12 protein-coding genes are annotated in these 17180 nt (G+C 33.4%); 3 read left to right on the top strand and 9 right to left on the bottom strand.

Annotated elements, in window-relative coordinates; all coding sequences use genetic code 11:
* Positions 1 to 65: 65 nt before the first annotated feature.
* The 4 genes from BSF41_RS16005 to BSF41_RS15990 form a co-directional block, all read right to left on the bottom strand.
* Positions 66 to 857 (bottom strand): (Fe-S)-binding protein, encoded by a 792-nt coding sequence (locus tag BSF41_RS16005; RefSeq protein WP_095930505.1) that lies wholly within the window; start codon positions 855 to 857, stop codon positions 66 to 68.
* 135 nt (positions 858 to 992) lie between these two features.
* Positions 993 to 2330 (bottom strand): (Fe-S)-binding protein, encoded by a 1338-nt coding sequence (locus tag BSF41_RS16000; protein WP_095930504.1) that lies wholly within the window; start codon positions 2328 to 2330, stop codon positions 993 to 995.
* Between the two features lie 6 nt (positions 2331 to 2336).
* On the bottom strand, positions 2337 to 3302 hold the full coding sequence (locus BSF41_RS15995) for an MlaD family protein (RefSeq protein ID WP_095930503.1): 966 nt from the start codon (positions 3300 to 3302) through the stop codon (positions 2337 to 2339).
* 50 nt (positions 3303 to 3352) lie between these two features.
* Complete coding sequence (locus tag BSF41_RS15990; protein WP_095930560.1) at positions 3353 to 4474, bottom strand: N-acetylmuramoyl-L-alanine amidase; 1122 nt, start codon at positions 4472 to 4474, stop codon at positions 3353 to 3355.
* Between the two features lie 82 nt (positions 4475 to 4556).
* Between BSF41_RS15990 and BSF41_RS15985 the strand changes: the two genes are divergently transcribed.
* Together BSF41_RS15985 and BSF41_RS15980 are read left to right on the top strand one after the other, a co-directional pair.
* Positions 4557 to 7259, top strand: a complete 2703-nt coding sequence (locus tag BSF41_RS15985) for a putative LPS assembly protein LptD (RefSeq protein WP_172426924.1) — start codon at positions 4557 to 4559, stop codon at positions 7257 to 7259.
* Between the two features lie 28 nt (positions 7260 to 7287).
* Positions 7288 to 7668 carry a RidA family protein gene (locus tag BSF41_RS15980; protein ID WP_095930501.1) on the top strand — a complete coding sequence of 127 codons (381 nt, stop codon included), beginning with the start codon at positions 7288 to 7290 and terminating at the stop codon, positions 7666 to 7668.
* Here BSF41_RS15980 and BSF41_RS15975 read toward each other — a convergent pair.
* From BSF41_RS15975 to BSF41_RS15955, 5 genes are all read right to left on the bottom strand, one after another.
* Positions 7649 to 8023 (bottom strand): methylglyoxal synthase, encoded by a 375-nt coding sequence (locus BSF41_RS15975; protein ID WP_095930559.1) that lies wholly within the window; start codon positions 8021 to 8023, stop codon positions 7649 to 7651. The genes BSF41_RS15980 and BSF41_RS15975 overlap by 20 nt on opposite strands.
* A gap of 10 nt (positions 8024 to 8033) precedes the next feature.
* Positions 8034 to 8885 carry an N-acetylglucosamine kinase gene (locus BSF41_RS15970; protein WP_095930500.1) on the bottom strand — a complete coding sequence of 284 codons (852 nt, stop codon included), beginning with the start codon at positions 8883 to 8885 and terminating at the stop codon, positions 8034 to 8036.
* Between the two features lie 131 nt (positions 8886 to 9016).
* Positions 9017 to 10021 (bottom strand): type I glyceraldehyde-3-phosphate dehydrogenase, encoded by a 1005-nt coding sequence (gap, locus tag BSF41_RS15965; protein WP_012026555.1) that lies wholly within the window; start codon positions 10019 to 10021, stop codon positions 9017 to 9019.
* A 93-nt stretch (positions 10022 to 10114) separates the two neighbouring features.
* A complete protein-coding gene (gene pfkA, locus BSF41_RS15960) occupies positions 10115 to 11101 on the bottom strand; it encodes a 6-phosphofructokinase (protein ID WP_095930499.1) in 987 nt (328 codons plus the stop codon).
* Between the two features lie 310 nt (positions 11102 to 11411).
* Complete coding sequence (locus BSF41_RS15955) at positions 11412 to 15959, bottom strand: translocation/assembly module TamB domain-containing protein (RefSeq protein ID WP_095930498.1); 4548 nt, start codon at positions 15957 to 15959, stop codon at positions 11412 to 11414.
* A 195-nt stretch (positions 15960 to 16154) separates the two neighbouring features.
* On the opposite strand from BSF41_RS15955, the gene tsaD reads away from it, so the two are divergent.
* On the top strand, positions 16155 to 17177 hold the full coding sequence (tsaD, locus tag BSF41_RS15950; RefSeq protein WP_095930497.1) for a tRNA (adenosine(37)-N6)-threonylcarbamoyltransferase complex transferase subunit TsaD: 1023 nt from the start codon (positions 16155 to 16157) through the stop codon (positions 17175 to 17177).
* Positions 17178 to 17180: the final 3 nt, after the last annotated feature.

The following is a 17180-nucleotide window of genomic DNA, read 5'->3' as shown; positions in this document are numbered from 1 at the left end:
GTTGATTTTAGATTTTTAAGATTCAATCTTAGAATCTTAGCATCTTAGTAACTTAGCAACTCAGATTACAAATCCTGTGCATTTGCAATTAACTCAGCAATATCCAGAACTTTAACCTGTCCTTCTTTTTCCTGATGTTTGATACCATCGGTTAACATTGTATTACAGAACGGACAACCCGCAGCAATAATATCTGGTTTTACTTCTAATGCATCTTCTGTACGAAGAACATTTACTTCTTTGTTTCCAGGTTCAGCATCTTTAAACATTTGTGCTCCACCTGCTCCACAGCATAATCCATTTGCTTTAGAACGTTTCATTTCAACTAATTCAACGTCCAATTTCTGAATTAAATCTCTCGGTGCCTCGTAAACTTTATTGGCTCTACCTAAATAACAAGGATCGTGGAACGTAATTTTTTTACCTTTAAATTGTCCACCTTCTACAGTTAATCTTCCATCATCAATTAATGATTTCAAGAATTCTGTATGATGAATAACTTCGTAATTACCACCTAATTCCGGATATTCATTTTTCAATGTATTAAAACAATGCGGACAAGCTGTAACGATTTTTTTAGCTTCATAAGCATTCAAAACCTCGATATTCATCATAGCTTGCATTTGAAACAAAAATTCATTTCCAGCTCTTTTTGCAGGATCGCCAGTACAACTCTCTTCTGTACCTAAAACTGCAAAAGAAACATTGGTACGATTTAAAATTCGCACAAATGCTTTAGTAATTTTTTTTGCTCTATCATCAAAACTTCCTGCGCAACCTACCCAAAACAAAACCTCTGGCTGTTTTCCTTCGGCAAGCATTTCTGCCATTGTTGGTACTACTAAATTTTCTGACATTTCTCTCACTTTTGTTTAATCGGTTAATCGTGAAATTGTTTAATCGCTAAAAGCGAAATGACAATTCTGTAAAACCGAAATATTATTTTAAAATCGATTAAACGGTTAAACAACTAACCGATTAAACAATAAATCTTAATTCTCGTTTTTCCAATTTAAACGGTCTTGCTGGCTGTACTGCCAAGGTGCACCGTTATTTTCAATATTAGTCATCATTGCGTTTAATGACATTGGAGCAGCACTTTGTTCCATCACTAAATAACGACGCATATCCATAATAATAGACAACGGACTAATATTTACAGGACATTCCTCAACACAAGCATTACAAGAAGTACAAGCCCATAATTCTTCTGGAGTAATATAATCGTTTAATAATGTTTTGTTATCTGGAACAAACACACCTTTATTAGCATCAATATTTTTACCAACTTCAGTTAAACGATCTCTTGTATCCATCATAATTTTACGTGGAGACAATTTTTTACCAGTTTGGTTTGCAGGACAAGAAGAAGTACAACGTCCGCATTCTGTACATGTATAAGCATTTAACAACTGAACCCAGTTTAAATCCTGAACGTCGCTCGCACCAAATTTAGCCGGATGCGCATTCTCATCAACTGGAGCTGCGGCAAACGGATCAGCATTTGGATCCATCATTAATTTTACTTCTTTTGTAACAGAAGCTAAATTATCAAATTGACCTTCTGGTTTTAAGTTTGCAAAATATGTATTCGGGAAAGCCAAAAGAATATGCAAGTGTTTTGAAAAGTATAAATAGTTCATAAAAACTAAAATACCAAAAATATGTAGCCACCAGAAAACTTCAAACATCAATCCAACTGCTTCATTAGACGTACCATTAAAAATTGGCGCTATAAATTGACTAATTGGATAACTTCCTGCTTTATGAAAATGAGAATATCCTTCTGGAACATTCTGCAAATGCAAATCTGAAGCATTCATCAATAAAAACAGAATCATTAAAACTGTTTCAAAATACAGAATGTAATTGGCATCACTTTTTGGAAATCCATTCAAATCAGAATTAATAAAACGCTTCAAACGAATTACATTTCTTCTAATCCAAAATGCAACTACAGCAATAATTACAAGTATCGCCAATATTTCAAATGAAGCAATTAAAACATCATAGACTACACCTAAATAAGGCGCAAAAACTCTATGTGTTCCAAAAAGTCCATCAATAATAATCTCTAATAATTCGATATTAATTATTATGAAACCTACATATACAAAAATATGAAGGATTCCTGCAACAGGGCGTCTCACCATTTTTGATTGCCCAAGAGCAATCAATGCCATGTTTTTCCAACGAGCTTTAGGATTATCTTTTCGATCTACATCAACTCCCAAATTAATATTTCGGATGATTTTTTTTACGCTCGCTGCAAAAAAACCGAAACCTACTATAAGAAGTACTGCAAATAAAATATTATCTAAATAACTCATTTATAATTATTTTTTATCAGTTGAGTTTGTTTCTTCTGTTGGTGCTACGTATGGTTTATTTTTCTTTCCAAAAAGAGAAACGTTTACGTAACGAGTTGGATAAAGACGAAGATCTTGCAATAACAATTCAAGCTCTTTTGAAGTTTTAGTCAGGTTATTATACAAAGCCTCATCGTTAAGTATTTTTCCTGCTGTACCTTTTCCAGAATTCAAGTTGTTCATTAAAACATCAACTTTAGCTAAAGTTTGGTTCAAATTGCGAACTGTTTTACCTAAATCTGCTTTATTTAATGAATCTGAAATCTTATTGAAGTTGCCAGACATTTTATTGAAGTTTGTAACCATTCCATTAATCTGTCCTTTATTAGTATCCAAGATATTATTAAGACTTCCAGACGCTTTATGAAATTGCTGCATTGTCTGACTTAATTCGGCAATTGTTTTCTTTAGATTTTCTTGAGTATTCTTATCTAAAGTATTGTTTAATCCTGTAACCAAATTGTCAATATTCAAAAGCATTTTATCAAGCTTTTGCTGAATTGGTTCAATTTTTCCTCCTAATGACTCTGTCAAACCTAATTCGACAGTAGAAGTCAATTTCTGTCCGTCTTCAGCTAATTCTTTGTCAGCAAAATTCGGAATGATTTTAATTTGTTTTCCTGCAATTAAACTTGGAGAATAAATTGCCGCTGTACTGCTTTTCGTAATTGGGAAATCCGTTTTAAGCTGAAGTTCAACCAGTAATTTACCTGTTACTTCATCAATTGTAATTTTACTTACTTTACCAATTGCAAGTCCATTTAGTGTTACTGGAGCTGATGGTGATAAATCCTCAACATTATCATATTCAGCGTATAAGACAGTATAATTAGTAAAAAGATCTCTGCCTTTTAAAAAACTATATCCCCAGATAAATAATAAAATAGATACGATGACTAAAATAGCCGTTTTAATTTCTCTTGTTAGTTTCAAAATTCTAAGTGTTTGTACAAAATTAATATAAATATTCGAACTTGCGCTTATTATTTAATCGCGTCCTGAATACTGATTTTTTCTCCATCTTTAGTTGCTACTAAAAATGCAGCGCCATATCCTTTACCTTTAGCTTCTTGCAGATATTTTTGAGCTGTTTCGTAACTTGGAGTTTCTTCGTAGAAATATTTATAAATATTATTTTCGTACACCATTGTTACATTTTTCAATCCTTTAAAGTTTTTAGGTTCTAAAGGTGTTTTTTTGATACTTGCAATAAGCTGTACTTTAAAAAAGGTTCCTTTTGGAGCATTTTTCGCTACTGCAACTGGAGTAGTTGTTTTTGGTTTTGCTGGCGTAGTATCTCTTATGGGCCGACTCTCAGGAGCTTCCGCTCCTGTCCCAAAATATTCACGTTTATAACTTAAAATAGCTTCTGCAATTGCTTTTGCAATATCATCTTGACCTTCTTCAGAATTCAGGATATTTCCTTCTGTTGGATTCGATACAAATCCTGTTTCAACCAAAACTCTTGGCATATAAGCTTTATGAAGTACCATAAAAGGAGCTTGCTTCACTCCTCCGTGACGAAGTTTTTTTCCTAATTTCTCAAAATTTTCCTCGATTTTAGTCGCAAGTGTAATACTATTATCTAAATATTCTTCCTGCATCAAAGTCATACCAATCATCGACTCAGGAGAATTTGGATCGAAACCTTCATATTTACGCTTGTAGTCTTTCTCTAATGTAATTACAGAGTTCTCTTTTTTCGCCGCTTCAAGGTTTGAGGCCACTTTACTTAAACCCATTACATAAGTTTCTGTTCCGTCGGCAGCCGTATTTTTATTTGCATTACAGTGAATAGAAACAAAAATGTTCGAATTTGCACGGTTAGCAATATTAGCTCTTTCAACTAAATCTATAAAAACATCTGTTTTACGAGTATAAATTACATTAACATTAGGATTAAGCTCTAAAATCTTCCCCACTTTCAAAACAATAGCTAAAGCAATATTCTTTTCAATTCGTCCGCTATAAACCGCTCCGAAGTCATGATCTCCGTGCCCCGCGTCAAGTGTTACCTTAAACACATTTGACTGACTGTGAGCATAAAAGGACGATATTATTAGAAATAAAGTAAATATTACCTTAAATTTGTTAATTCTATTCATAAATCTAAAAGTTAATTTTAATAAAATGCAGCTGTTATAATTTTTAGAATTGATTATTTTTGCCAAAAAATTATATGTAAGTTTGACATGTCAAAAAACAAGCCATAATTTTACAAAAATAGCATTTAAACCTTTGCACACAAACTTATTTAATATCGTTTTAATATCATTTTTCCTAACTATAGGTTGTGGTAATTTATACTCGCAAGAAATAAAAAACAAAAAAAAGCCTTTACCTGCTGTAAAACAAACAGATAAAGAAAATCCTGCCATTACAGACACCATAAAACTAGATACAGTTAAACCAAAAAAGACTTTTTTGGATGGAAAAGTAAGATATAAAGCAAAAGACTATGCTAAAATTGATCAGAAAAAAAAGCTGATCACCTTATATAATGAAGCAGAATTATACTACAAAGATGTCGAATTAAAATCTGGCATAATTGTTCTTAATTATGAAAAAGACGAAGTTTATGCTGGAAGAATTAAAGATTCTGCAGGAGTATTAACTCAATATCCTAACTTTAAACAGGGTTCAAGTGAAGTACAACCAGATTCTATTCGCTTTAATTTTAAAACAAAAAAGGCTTTAATTTATAATTCAAGAACAAAACAAGGCGAATTAAATATTAAGGCTTCTGTTACTAAAAAAGAAAACGACTCTGTATACTTTTTAAAAGGTGCGCGTATTACAACTGCTCAAGATATTGACCATCCTGAATACTATTTCCAAACGAGCAGAATTAAGTTTGTGCCAGGTAAAAAAATTGTTGCCGGCTTAACGCAAATGGTAATTGCCGACGTTCCTACTCCGCTTGCATTACCTTATGGTTTTTTCCCTTTAAGCAAGGAAAAAAGCGTATCGGGTATTATCATTCCGAGTTATAACGATTCTAATACACGTGGATTTTCATTGCAAAATGGAGGTTACTACTTTGCTTTAAGTGATAATTACGATTTAACCGTACTTGGTGATTATTATACCAACGGAAGTTACGCCATGCGATTTGAATCTGCATATGCGACAAGATATAAGTATCGAGGAAATGTGAACATTCGTTTTGAAAATTTAATTAGCAGCGAACGCGGTTATCCTGATTATTCAAAACAAAGTATCTACAATATTCAGTGGTCGCATTCTAAAGACACAAAATCGAACCCTAATTCTACTTTCTCTGCTTCTGTCAACATGGGTAGTAGTAAGTACTTCAAACAGTCAATCAACCAAGCCAATATTGGGTCGAACTTAAATAACACATTAAGCTCATCTATTTCGTATAATAAAACATTTAATACGATCCCAGGTTCCCGTATTGCGCTATCTGCAACTCATAGTCAAAATACACAAACAGAAGACATTATTATGACGCTTCCGTCTTTACAAGGAAGCATTGACCGTATCTATCCTTTTGTTGGAAAGAACGGCGTTAAAAAGGGATTAATTAAAAATATCAACTTACAGTATAATGTAAGCGGTAAAAACTATTTTAAAACCAAAGATTCGCTGTTTTTCAAGCCACAAATGTTTGATGATGCGCAATTAGGGTTGCAACAGACTATTCCGTTAAGCACGAACTTTAAAATCTTCAAATATTTTAGTGCTGGAGCTTCTACAACTTATCAGGAAACATGGGTAAATAAAACGATTCAAAAAGTTTATGACCCTACAGAAGGACAAACAGTTAACAAAACTGTAAATGGTTTTGACTCGTTTAGAACATACAATTTCAGCACTAATTTAGGTACGACGATTTACGGAACTTTTAATTTTGGAGACGATAAAAGAATCCAATCTATTCGACACGTAATGCGTCCGAGTGTAACTTATGCCTATACTCCTAGTTTTGAAAAATACTACGATACGTATGCTGTCGATGCTTCTGGTAGAATTACTTCTGAGTACACGCGATTTGAAAGCGGAATATATGGATCGCCAGGAAAAGACAATTCAAACATTGTTGGTTTTGCTTTGAGCAATACTTTTGAAGCTAAAGTAAGAGATCGAGACAGCACAAAAACAGAACCTAAAAAAATAATGCTGTTAAACAACTTAAACTTTAGCACAAGCTATAATTTTAATGCTGACGGAAAATCAACATTTGGATGGCAGCCTGTATTAGTTAGTGGTGGAACACAGTTTTTTGATAATAAAATGAATATGAACTTTGGTGCAACATTAGATCCTTATGCGATTGATAATGGTGGTAACAAAATTGACAAATTCAACATTGACAATGGCGGAAGTTTATTCAGGATGACAAGTGCAAACGTAACTGTAAACTACTCATTCTCAAATAAAGGAAGCGGAAAAGAAAAAGAACAAAACACACAGAGTCAACGAAACGGAGGTCGAAGCGATGACTTATTTGGTACCAATACCGACTTAAATGACAGCCGTAACAGTCAGTTTGCCAATGAACCCGAAAAAGATGATGTAATTACAGAATTCTTTAATTCTAAAGTTCCGTGGGACATGACACTTGCCTATTCGTTAACCTATTCAAACATCAAACGAGAAAGCACTATTTCTGGAAACTCTCTTATGATTTCCATCAATACCGATCTTACCCCTAAATGGAAAGCTGGAGTTTCTACAGGATACGATTTTGTACAAAAAGGAGTTACCTTTACACAATTCCGTTTTGAAAGAGATTTATTAAGCTGGAGAATGGCCTTTAACTGGCAACCTTTGGGTACAAATTCTAACTGGAACTTCTTCATCGGAATTAAATCTGGTATGCTTAGCGATATCAAATGGAACAAACGAAGCGTTTCAAATAGATAATATACTTTCGAATCAAAATAATTTTATTATGAAAAAGATCATTTTCACCGAGAAAGCTCCGGCTCCAATCGGACCGTATAATCAAGCCGTATTATCTGGAAACACACTTTATGCTTCTGGACAAATTGCAATCAATCCAGAGTCAGGAGAATTGATTACAGACAATATTAATGATGAAACCCATCAAGTGATGCAAAACATTGCCGCTATTCTTGAAGCTGCAGGTATGACATTTGAAAATGTTGTTAAGTCAACTATTTTCATCATGGACATGAATAACTTTGGAGCAATAAACACGGTTTACGGTTCTTATTTTAACGAAAAAACCGCTCCAGCTCGTGAAACGGTTCAAGTGGCTTGTTTGCCAAAAAATGTTAATGTAGAAATTTCTATAATCGCTGTGCAATAGCATCTAATAATAATTGTGCCGTTGCTTCATTGGTTGCCAGCGGCACATTATGCACATCGCAAACACGAATTAGCATATTAATATCTGCTTCATGCGGATGGCTCGATAAAGGATCTTTAAAAAAGAAAACCATCTGCGTAATTCCTTCTGCTACTCTTCCTGCAATTTGCGCATCGCCTCCAAGAGGTCCAGATAGCATTCTTTGAGTTTTAAATCCCGCAGCTTCTGCTTTTCCTCCCGTAGTACCAGTACCAATAAGCCTTATCTTTTCATTATGCAAAACAGCTTCATTTTTGATTAGGAAATCAATTAAATCAGCTTTTTTTCCATCATGAGCAATAATGGCAATTTCCATAAAACCAGAACTATTGATTAGCGACATGGTAAGCAATTAATCCGTCAATAGGTCTTCTTAAAACATTACCCAATTGAAGTTCATATTTGTTAAATGTCTCTTGCAATTCATCTTTCAAGTAAAATGCAATAGAACCAACAAAATGTACTGGAACTTCTTTGCAGTTATCAAATTGTTTGATGTAATTCTTAACGAAAGACTTCATTCCTTTGAAGATGATTTTTCTACAGAACTCAGTGTCTTTATGCTTAATTAAGAATTTAGCGTAAGTAGCTAAATAAGCATTTGGGTTTGGTTCTTTATATAATTTGTTTTTAATAAAATCTGGATCAACGTCGTACTCTTTTTCAAGTTCAACAGCCAATTCTTTAGGCATTTTATTAAAATAGTATTTTCTAATTAATTCTTTTCCAAAAACATTACCACTACAATCATCCATAACAATGTATCCTAATGATTGTACTTTTTGATGCAATACTTTTCCATCAAAATAACTGCAGTTAGAACCTGTTCCTAAGATTGAAACTATTGCCTCTTCTCCTTTTGGAGTTGTTGCGTAAACAGCTGCATAAGTATCTTCTTGAACGTCTACAATGGCGTTAGAAAAATATTCTTGAAAAATTCTTTTTAACCACTCTTTCATTCTATCTGTACCACATCCGGCACCATAAAAGAATAAATGTGTAGCATTTTTTTTATTTTGTAAGATATCAAAACGGTCATTTAATCTTTCGATAATTTCTGGCTCGTCTAGAATTTCAGGATTTAATCCTAAAGTTTGTGTTGTGAATAATACTTTTCCATTATCATCTATCGCAATCCAATCGGCTTTAGTAGATCCACTGTCAACTATTAATTTCATTTGTTTAGTTTTTGGAATTAGGTTTCTCTATTCTTAATTTAAAAGTGTACTTTTTACATTAATTATAGAAGTAACAAAATAAGAAAATCCCGTTATTGTAAAGTAACGGGATTTTGCAAAAATATATATTATTATTTTAAACCTGCAATATGTACAGATAAATCGATTAATTTGCTTGAGTATCCGTACTCATTGTCATACCAAGAAACTAATTTGAAGAAAGTCGAATTTAAACCGATTCCTGCACCAGCATCAACGATAGAAGTTCTTTTATCTGAAATAAAGTCTTGAGAAACAACTGCATCCTCAGTATATCCTAAGATACCTTTCATTTCGTTTTCTGAAGCTTTTTTCAATACAGCTAAGATTTCTTCGTAAGTAGTTTCTTTAGCCACTTTTACAGTTAAATCTACAACAGAAACGTCAGCAGTAGGTACACGGAAAGACATTCCAGTTAATTTTCCATTCAAAGATGGGATAACTTTTCCAACCGCTTTAGCAGCACCTGTTGAAGAAGGAATGATGTTGATTGCAGCAGCACGTCCACCTCTCCAGTCTTTTCTAGAAGGTCCGTCAGCTGTCATTTGAGTTGAAGTAGTTGCGTGAACAGTAGTCATTAAACCTTCAACGATTTCGAAATTATCGTGGATAACTTTAGCTAATGGAGCTAAACAGTTTGTAGTACAAGAAGCGTTAGAAACAACTAAATCAGAAGCTTTTGCAGTTTCGTGGTTTACTCCCATTACAAACATTGGAGCATCAGCAGAAGGAGCAGAAATGATAACTTTCTTAGCACCACCTTTTAAGTGCTCGCTTGCAGTTTCGATAGTTGTGAAGATACCAGTACATTCAGCTACTACATCTACATCAACTTCGTTCCATTTTAAGTCAGCAGGATTTCTTTCTGCAGTGATACGGATATTTCTTCCGTTTACATATAGTTTTCCTTCTTTAACTTCTACAGTTCCGTTGAAACGACCGTGAACTGAATCATATTTTAATAAATAAGCTAAGTGGTCTACGTCTAACAAGTCATTGATTGCAACAACTTCTACATTATCTCTATTGAAAGACTCTCTAAAAACGATTCTTCCGATACGTCCAAATCCGTTTATTCCTAATTTTACTTTTGACATTTTACTAAATTTTTTGCTTTTGTTTTTATTACACTAATTCAAAGTCTAATTTCCTCACAATAAACTTCTCTCTCTTTTTAAACTTTATATTGGTTATGTCGACATGATGTCAGACACTCTTAATAATTCTCTATCAATTTCTGATTTACCTTTGATAGCTTGCTCAAGTGGTGTTAAGATCACTTTATCTTCACGAAGTCCAACCATATAGTTAGATTTTCCTTCAATTAAAGATTCTACTGCTTTAACTCCTAAACGGCTTGCCAAAACACGGTCAAAGCAAGATGGAGAACCACCACGCTGCATGTGTCCTAATACAGAAACACGTACATCATATTCTGGTAAATTAGCTTCAACATAATCTTTTAATTCGAATACGTTTTTACCAATTTTATCTCCTTCAGCAATTACAACAATGCTAGATGATTTTCCTGATGCTTTACTTTTTTGAAGTGAATCTAAAAGACGATCTAAACCTAAATCTTCTTCAGGAATAAGAATTTCTTCTGCTCCTGCACCAATACCAGCGTTAAGAGCAATGTGACCCGCATCTCTACCCATAACCTCTACAAAGAAAAGACGGTTATGAGAACTCGCAGTATCTCTAATTTTATCGATACAGTCTACAACAGTATTTAAAGCCGTGTCGTACCCTAAAGTAAAACTTGTACCATAAATATCATTGTCAATTGTACCAGGAATTCCCATTATTGGGAAATCGAATTCTGAATTAAAAATTAATCCTCCAGTAAAACTACCATCACCGCCAATAACAACTAAAGCATCTACACCAGCCTTAACTAGGTTTTCGTGTGCCTTCTTTCTACCTTCAGGGGTTCTAAACTCAACTGAACGAGCCGATTTTAAGATCGTTCCACCTTTGTTTACAATATTATTTACGCTTCGTGGTCCCATCTCCTTGAAGTCTCCTTCAATCATTCCTTGATACCCTCTATAAATTCCGATGCATTCTATATTATGGTATGCGCAAGTTCGAACAACTGATCGTATTGCAGCATTCATTCCAGGTGAATCTCCTCCTGAGGTAAGAACACCTACTTTTTTTATTGTTTTTGGCATTATTTAAGTATTAAAGTGTAAAATTAGCAAACATTCAGCACTTTTCGGGTTACGATTATCATAAATTAATAAAATCTGTTAAATTCAAACGTTTTCGTTAATAAGTTTTTTCTAGGAAAAAATTTCATTAAAAATAATAAAACCGTATTTTTTTAATTAAATCGTCAAAATTAACAATACCCTGATGAAGTGTTATAAAAATCAGAATTTCCCGCTCACTTGGAAAATTCTATTAGAGCGCCTAAATTTAGCATAAAAAAAACCATTATCGAGAATAATGGTTTTATAAATGTATATTTTTAACAAAGTGTTAATAATCGTTGTCTGGAATCAGCCCCTGATTGTTATTATTTGGAGTTTGTGTTTGCGACTGTTCCTTTTTCTTCTTTTCTTCTTCTTTCTTTCTTTTCTCCTCGTCTTCTTTTGCTTTCTTTTTATTTTTCTCCGAATCTTTTTTACTTGTAAAATTCATATAATCCGGATTTAAATAAGAATCCTGCATTTGATCGGCAGAAGAACCTTTTACCGCTTTTTCTATTTTATGGCTTTTAAACAGTTTATTTACAAGCTCGCTAAAGGTATCAAAATCTACTTCGTACGAAATACCGACTCCTTGCGTATAACCAATTCCTTGTCCTATATAATTAATGTCATTTTCTTTGTTGAATAAGCGAAGATTCATCGTACCGTCTTCATTTACACGATACAAAATCTCAATATCTCCAACAATAGCAGATTCATTTACACCTCCAACAGGAACTCCCAATTTACCATTGATTGTAATTCGTTCATTTACCTGAGACGATATATTGGCCACAAACTGACCATCAACCTCTTGTCCTGTTCTTCTATCTGCCGCAATATAATTCAAGTCGATGTTTACTTTATCATTATCCGATTTGATAATTCCACCCAGCAAACTCGAAGCCGTTTCTGTTAATGTACCAGAAAAATCTCCTTGGCTGAATCCGTCGGTACTCATAAACGAACCCGTTGACAATAAATAAAGTGCCTGTGTCTGACGAATATCCTTATCATCCAACTTATACTGTATCTCCGATTTTAAAACATTACTTACCGATGGGAACTGAATGTCAAAATTAGGCTCTGGACTAGCCAAATCTCCTCTCAACCCAATAACAACTTCTACAGGAACTTTTTTATTGAATGAAGAAGTATTATCTAAAAGCACTGCTGGATTGGCCTGCGTTTTATAAACGGCTTCCAAATTCAGCTGGGCACGCATTGGGTTTCCTTCCCAAATAATAGAACCTCCTTTTTTAACCGTAAACTTTTTATCGATAAGTCCGCCATACTTAAAGTTATAAGTCCCTTCGTATGCCTGGAAATCCCCCCACATATTAAATTTACCCAAAGTATTAATTTTAAATAAAAGCGATCCGTATCCTTTTCCTTTCATACCATGGCCAGAATTTCGATCTAGAATAACTTCTACTTCGGCATCTGGCGTAATATCAAAATCAAATTCTAGCTCAAGTCCGTTATAGTCTCTGTTTTTTTCTATGATTCCGTTGGCGAGATTGTATTTTTCTTTTGGTGTTACAAAATGAATCCAGCTACTTTCTCCAACACTTTGCGTATTATTAATCGGAATCTTAACCTCGGTTCCTTTTTCAGATTTTGCGTCTACCTTAATAAACAGAGCATCAACGGGACCCTTTATACTAGCCGATCCGTTTATAAATGCCGTTCCAAAATAGGCCGCATCGTCGCTATCTTTTGTGTCAAGCGCTACTAATCGTTTAGAAGTAATATTCAAATCTAATTTCCAATCTCCAAAATTATTATGCTCAATACTTCCGTTCAACAAACCTTTTGTATTGTATTTAGTATCTGTCAACTGATTATTCCTAAACAAGAATTTCTCGTTCGTTAAATCAATTACCGTTCGATCGCTAAGTTCGTAATCTGTATTTAGGTACGGAATGGTCATTCCTGCTTTTTCTACATACAAACGACCGTTGATTTCTGGTTTTTTCAAATTCCCAATAACAGCAGCATTTCCAGAAACAGAACCACGAACGTTCGATAAAACATCTCCACCGATAGTTCCTAATGTAGCCAAATTGAAACCTTCAAGTTTCAGGCTCATGTCCATAACTGTTTCTTTATTCTCTACAGCAAAAGTTCCGTTTGCCCTAAAGGATTCGGTAAAACCATTTTGAATCGATGAATTAACTGTAAACTTTTTAAAGCTTTCATCTCCAGAAATATCAAAATTAAGCGTACCCAATTCTGTCTTATTCATAACGAGATGATCGATTTTTATGGATGCCGTGGGCTGATAAACATTTTTATTCTGCTTATAATTGACATTTCCATTCAAATTACCATCAAATACAAACTTGGAATTTACAGGTGTAATTTTATTAATATCAACATCTTCAAAAGTCAGTTCGAGATCTTTATAATCGGATCCTTTTATCACTCCGTTTAAATCAATTTTTTGGTTTTCGTGAGATAAAACGATATTATCAAATGTGAAATTTTTAAAAAATTGATCAATTATAATCTGATTATCCTTTTCAGCATCTTCATTTAAGTACCAGATATAATCCTTAAACTTCATTTCAGATTTCTTGATCCCGACAATATTGTTTTTACTCTTATCTATAGTATGGTATAAATCCAGATTAAAGTAATCCTCACCCTGATTTCCTCCTTTAAACTCCGAACGCACATAAAGAGTATCGTTTGATGTGACATTAATCAAATTGAAATCACGTATTTTATAATAAGGCGTCTTAATACTATCTAATTCGACATATGCATTATAAAGCGGATTCTTATTATCAATATTAATACGGATATTATCAAAAGTGTTTTTGTCTGCTGTAATTTTTTTAGATCTAAAACGAAATTTAAATTCTTGCAAATCCGAATCTATCTTTCCGCGCACAACGGTAGACGAATCAATATTTATTTGCGGATAAAGCATTTCAACGACTTTGTCGTAAACACGGAAATTAAAACGTAAAAACTGCCCTTTTCTAACTTTATAAGGCTTGTAATTGGTATATAAACTACCGACAGAATTCATAACCAATTTATCCAATTGATCAAACCTGAATTTACCCACAATTTTTCCGTCGACCACATCATTCGAACTAATCGTGATGGTTCTCAAACGATCGGCATCAAAACTGGAGTTCAAATTCACTTGATCAAAAACATAAGTCGATTTGGGGTTTTCATATTCTGCATCATTAATAAAAATGTCTCCCTGCAGATTTTCGATAGAATTTCCAGTTAATTGAACGACAACATCTCCTTTAAAACGCGAAATCGAATCTTTGACAAACTTAAGTTTTCGCAAATCAGAATTTTCAACATTGATATGAAAATCATAACGATTCTCTTTTTTGCTCAAATCCAGCAAACCATCAAAACTTAAATTCAAGTTAGGATCGTTTATCGCAATTTGCCCTTTATAATAAGGAAGCTTAAAGTTTCCGTTTACTACTATATTGTTATAGGTGTATTTATTGTAATCCAGTTTCGCAATATCTCCTTTAATAACCGTATTCAAATATTTCTCAGTAAAACCAACTCCATCCACATCAAGATTCAATGTAGTTCTGCCAATATCTTTTCTACTTAAAACAGTTCCGACATCAAAATTCGTTAAAATGATATTCCCAGAATAAGAAGCGCGATCAATAAAGTCCATATTATTCATATGAAGATCAACCTGTCCGTTCCCGATATCGGTAGCAATTTTAAAAGCTGTTTCTAGTTCTGTGGTCGTTACTTTTGCTTTTCCAACAATATTAAACTTACCAATTTTCTTCATTTCGATCGGAAGTTTTTTGCCTAAAACTCCTGGAAGTAAAATCACCAAATCATCATAACTAGAAAGCAGTTTATCAAATTTTCCATCCATAGAAAACTTCTGTTCTTTGCTACCCAAAAGATTTCTAAAATTGATTGTTCCGTTAATTTTTGATCCGTTTGTATCGCTCAATCTTAATTTGGTAAGCGTCATATTATTCAACGGACCATCTAGTTTTGTTTTTAGTTTAAAATGCTGATTTTTACCCAAACCATCATAAAAATAACGGATATCGTTTGTTGCAATTGAAGAAGAATCTATCACAACATTAAATCTAACTTTATCTGTAAAATCAAGAAAATCTGACGGCTTATAATTTAAGATGGCTAAACCATAAATAGAGGATCTTTTGGTTTTAATAGCCAGATTTTCAACTTTAATCTGTTTTTTAGTATAACTAAATTTTCCCGCAAAATTAGAAACATACAAACCGCGGTGATCCATAAAAGAAAATCGGTGAATGTTTGTATTTACATCTGGGCCATACAATTTAAACTCACTGATGTAGGCATTTAGTTTTGTAAAATCCAAAAATTGAGGTGTAGTTTTATTTTCATCGACAACAGAAAATCTTCCTTTTTCGATATAAGCATTCTTTGCCGTTAGCAAAAAATGTTTCGTCGATTTTTTCTTAGGAGTATTTTCAACTTCAAAAGCCTGTATAAACTTATTGATGTTGTTCTCGTCTTCGCCTTTATAGGTTTTCAGATTAAAAATCAGACCTGTTAAACGCAAATCTCCAAAAATTAAATCTCCGTCCAACAATCTACTAAAACTGGCAATATCGGTAGTAATGATATCCGAATAAATCATCGTTTTTTTATGATGATCTAAAATCGTTACTTTCTTTAATTTTACTCCACCAAAAATATTGATTGCCGTTTTTTCAACATTAATATTAACCTTGTAATCTTCGTTTAATGAGTTGGTAACATAATTGGCAATCTGTGTCTGAACGACAGGAAGAGATAGTATGATAGCGAGCGCTAACAAAAGTAAAAGCAACCCAATTAGGGTTCGTGATATTATTTTCTTTACTTTTTTGATAGCTTCTTTAATTTTAGTTTTTCTTTTAATTTATTTTGAACAGACAAAGTACGGCTGTTTTTGATAAAAATTCTTTAATTTTGGGGCACTGCTTAAATCAAAGAAATATAATCATTTGATTTGTCAAATATAATTCAAAATTTGTGCCTTTATATGCAAAATCCAGAGGTTTTTATTCTAGCCATCGAAAGTTCATGCGATGATACTGCTGCCGCGGTTTTACATAACGACAAAGTATTGTCAAATGTTGTTGCCAATCAATTAATTCATAATCAATACGGAGGTGTTGTTCCTGAATTGGCTTCCCGAGCACATCAGCAGAATATTGTCCCTGTGATCGATGCTGCACTTCGTAAAGCAAATGTACAAAAAGAACAGTTAAGCGCAATCGCGTTTACGCAAGGACCAGGATTAATGGGCTCTTTATTGGTGGGGACTTCCTTCAGCAAATCATTGTCATTGGCTTTAAATGTGCCGCTAATTGCTGTAAATCATATGCATGCTCATATCTTAGCTCATTTTATTGATGAAGAAGGATATGATAAACCAGAATTTCCTTTTTTAGCTTTAACCATTAGCGGAGGACATACTCAGATTGTAAAAGTGAATAGTTTTTTTGATATGGAAATTATCGGAGAAACCACAGACGACGCTGTAGGTGAAGCATTTGACAAAAGCGCTAAAATTCTTGGACTTCCTTATCCTGGCGGACCTTTGATTGATAAATATGCAAAAGAAGGAAATCCGAAAGCGTTTCCTTTTACAAAACCGAAAGTTCCGGGATTAGATTTTAGCTTCTCTGGATTAAAAACAGCTATTTTATATTTCATTCAAAAGAACAAACAGCAGAATCCGAATTTTATTGAAGAAAATCTGAACGATATTTGTGCTTCTATTCAGCATACGATTATCGAAATCTTGATGGATAAAATAAAATTAGCTGTAAAAGAAACCGGAATTACACAAATTGCAATTGGCGGTGGAGTTTCTGCAAATTCAGGAATTAGAAATACACTGAAAGAGACCGAAAGCAAATATGGCTGGAAAACTTTTATTCCGAAATTTGAATATACAACAGACAATGCTGCAATGATTGGAATTGTAGGATACCAAAAATACTTATCTAATCGTTTTGAAACTTCTACTGTGGTTTCTAAAGCAAGAATCGAATTTTAAATC

The sequence above is a fragment of the Flavobacterium sp. ACN2 genome (genome assembly GCF_002303885.1).
GTDB lineage: Bacteria > Bacteroidota > Bacteroidia > Flavobacteriales > Flavobacteriaceae > Flavobacterium.
The sequence above is the reverse complement of the archived record's forward strand: the minus strand, read 5'-3'. Positions and strand labels throughout refer to the sequence as shown.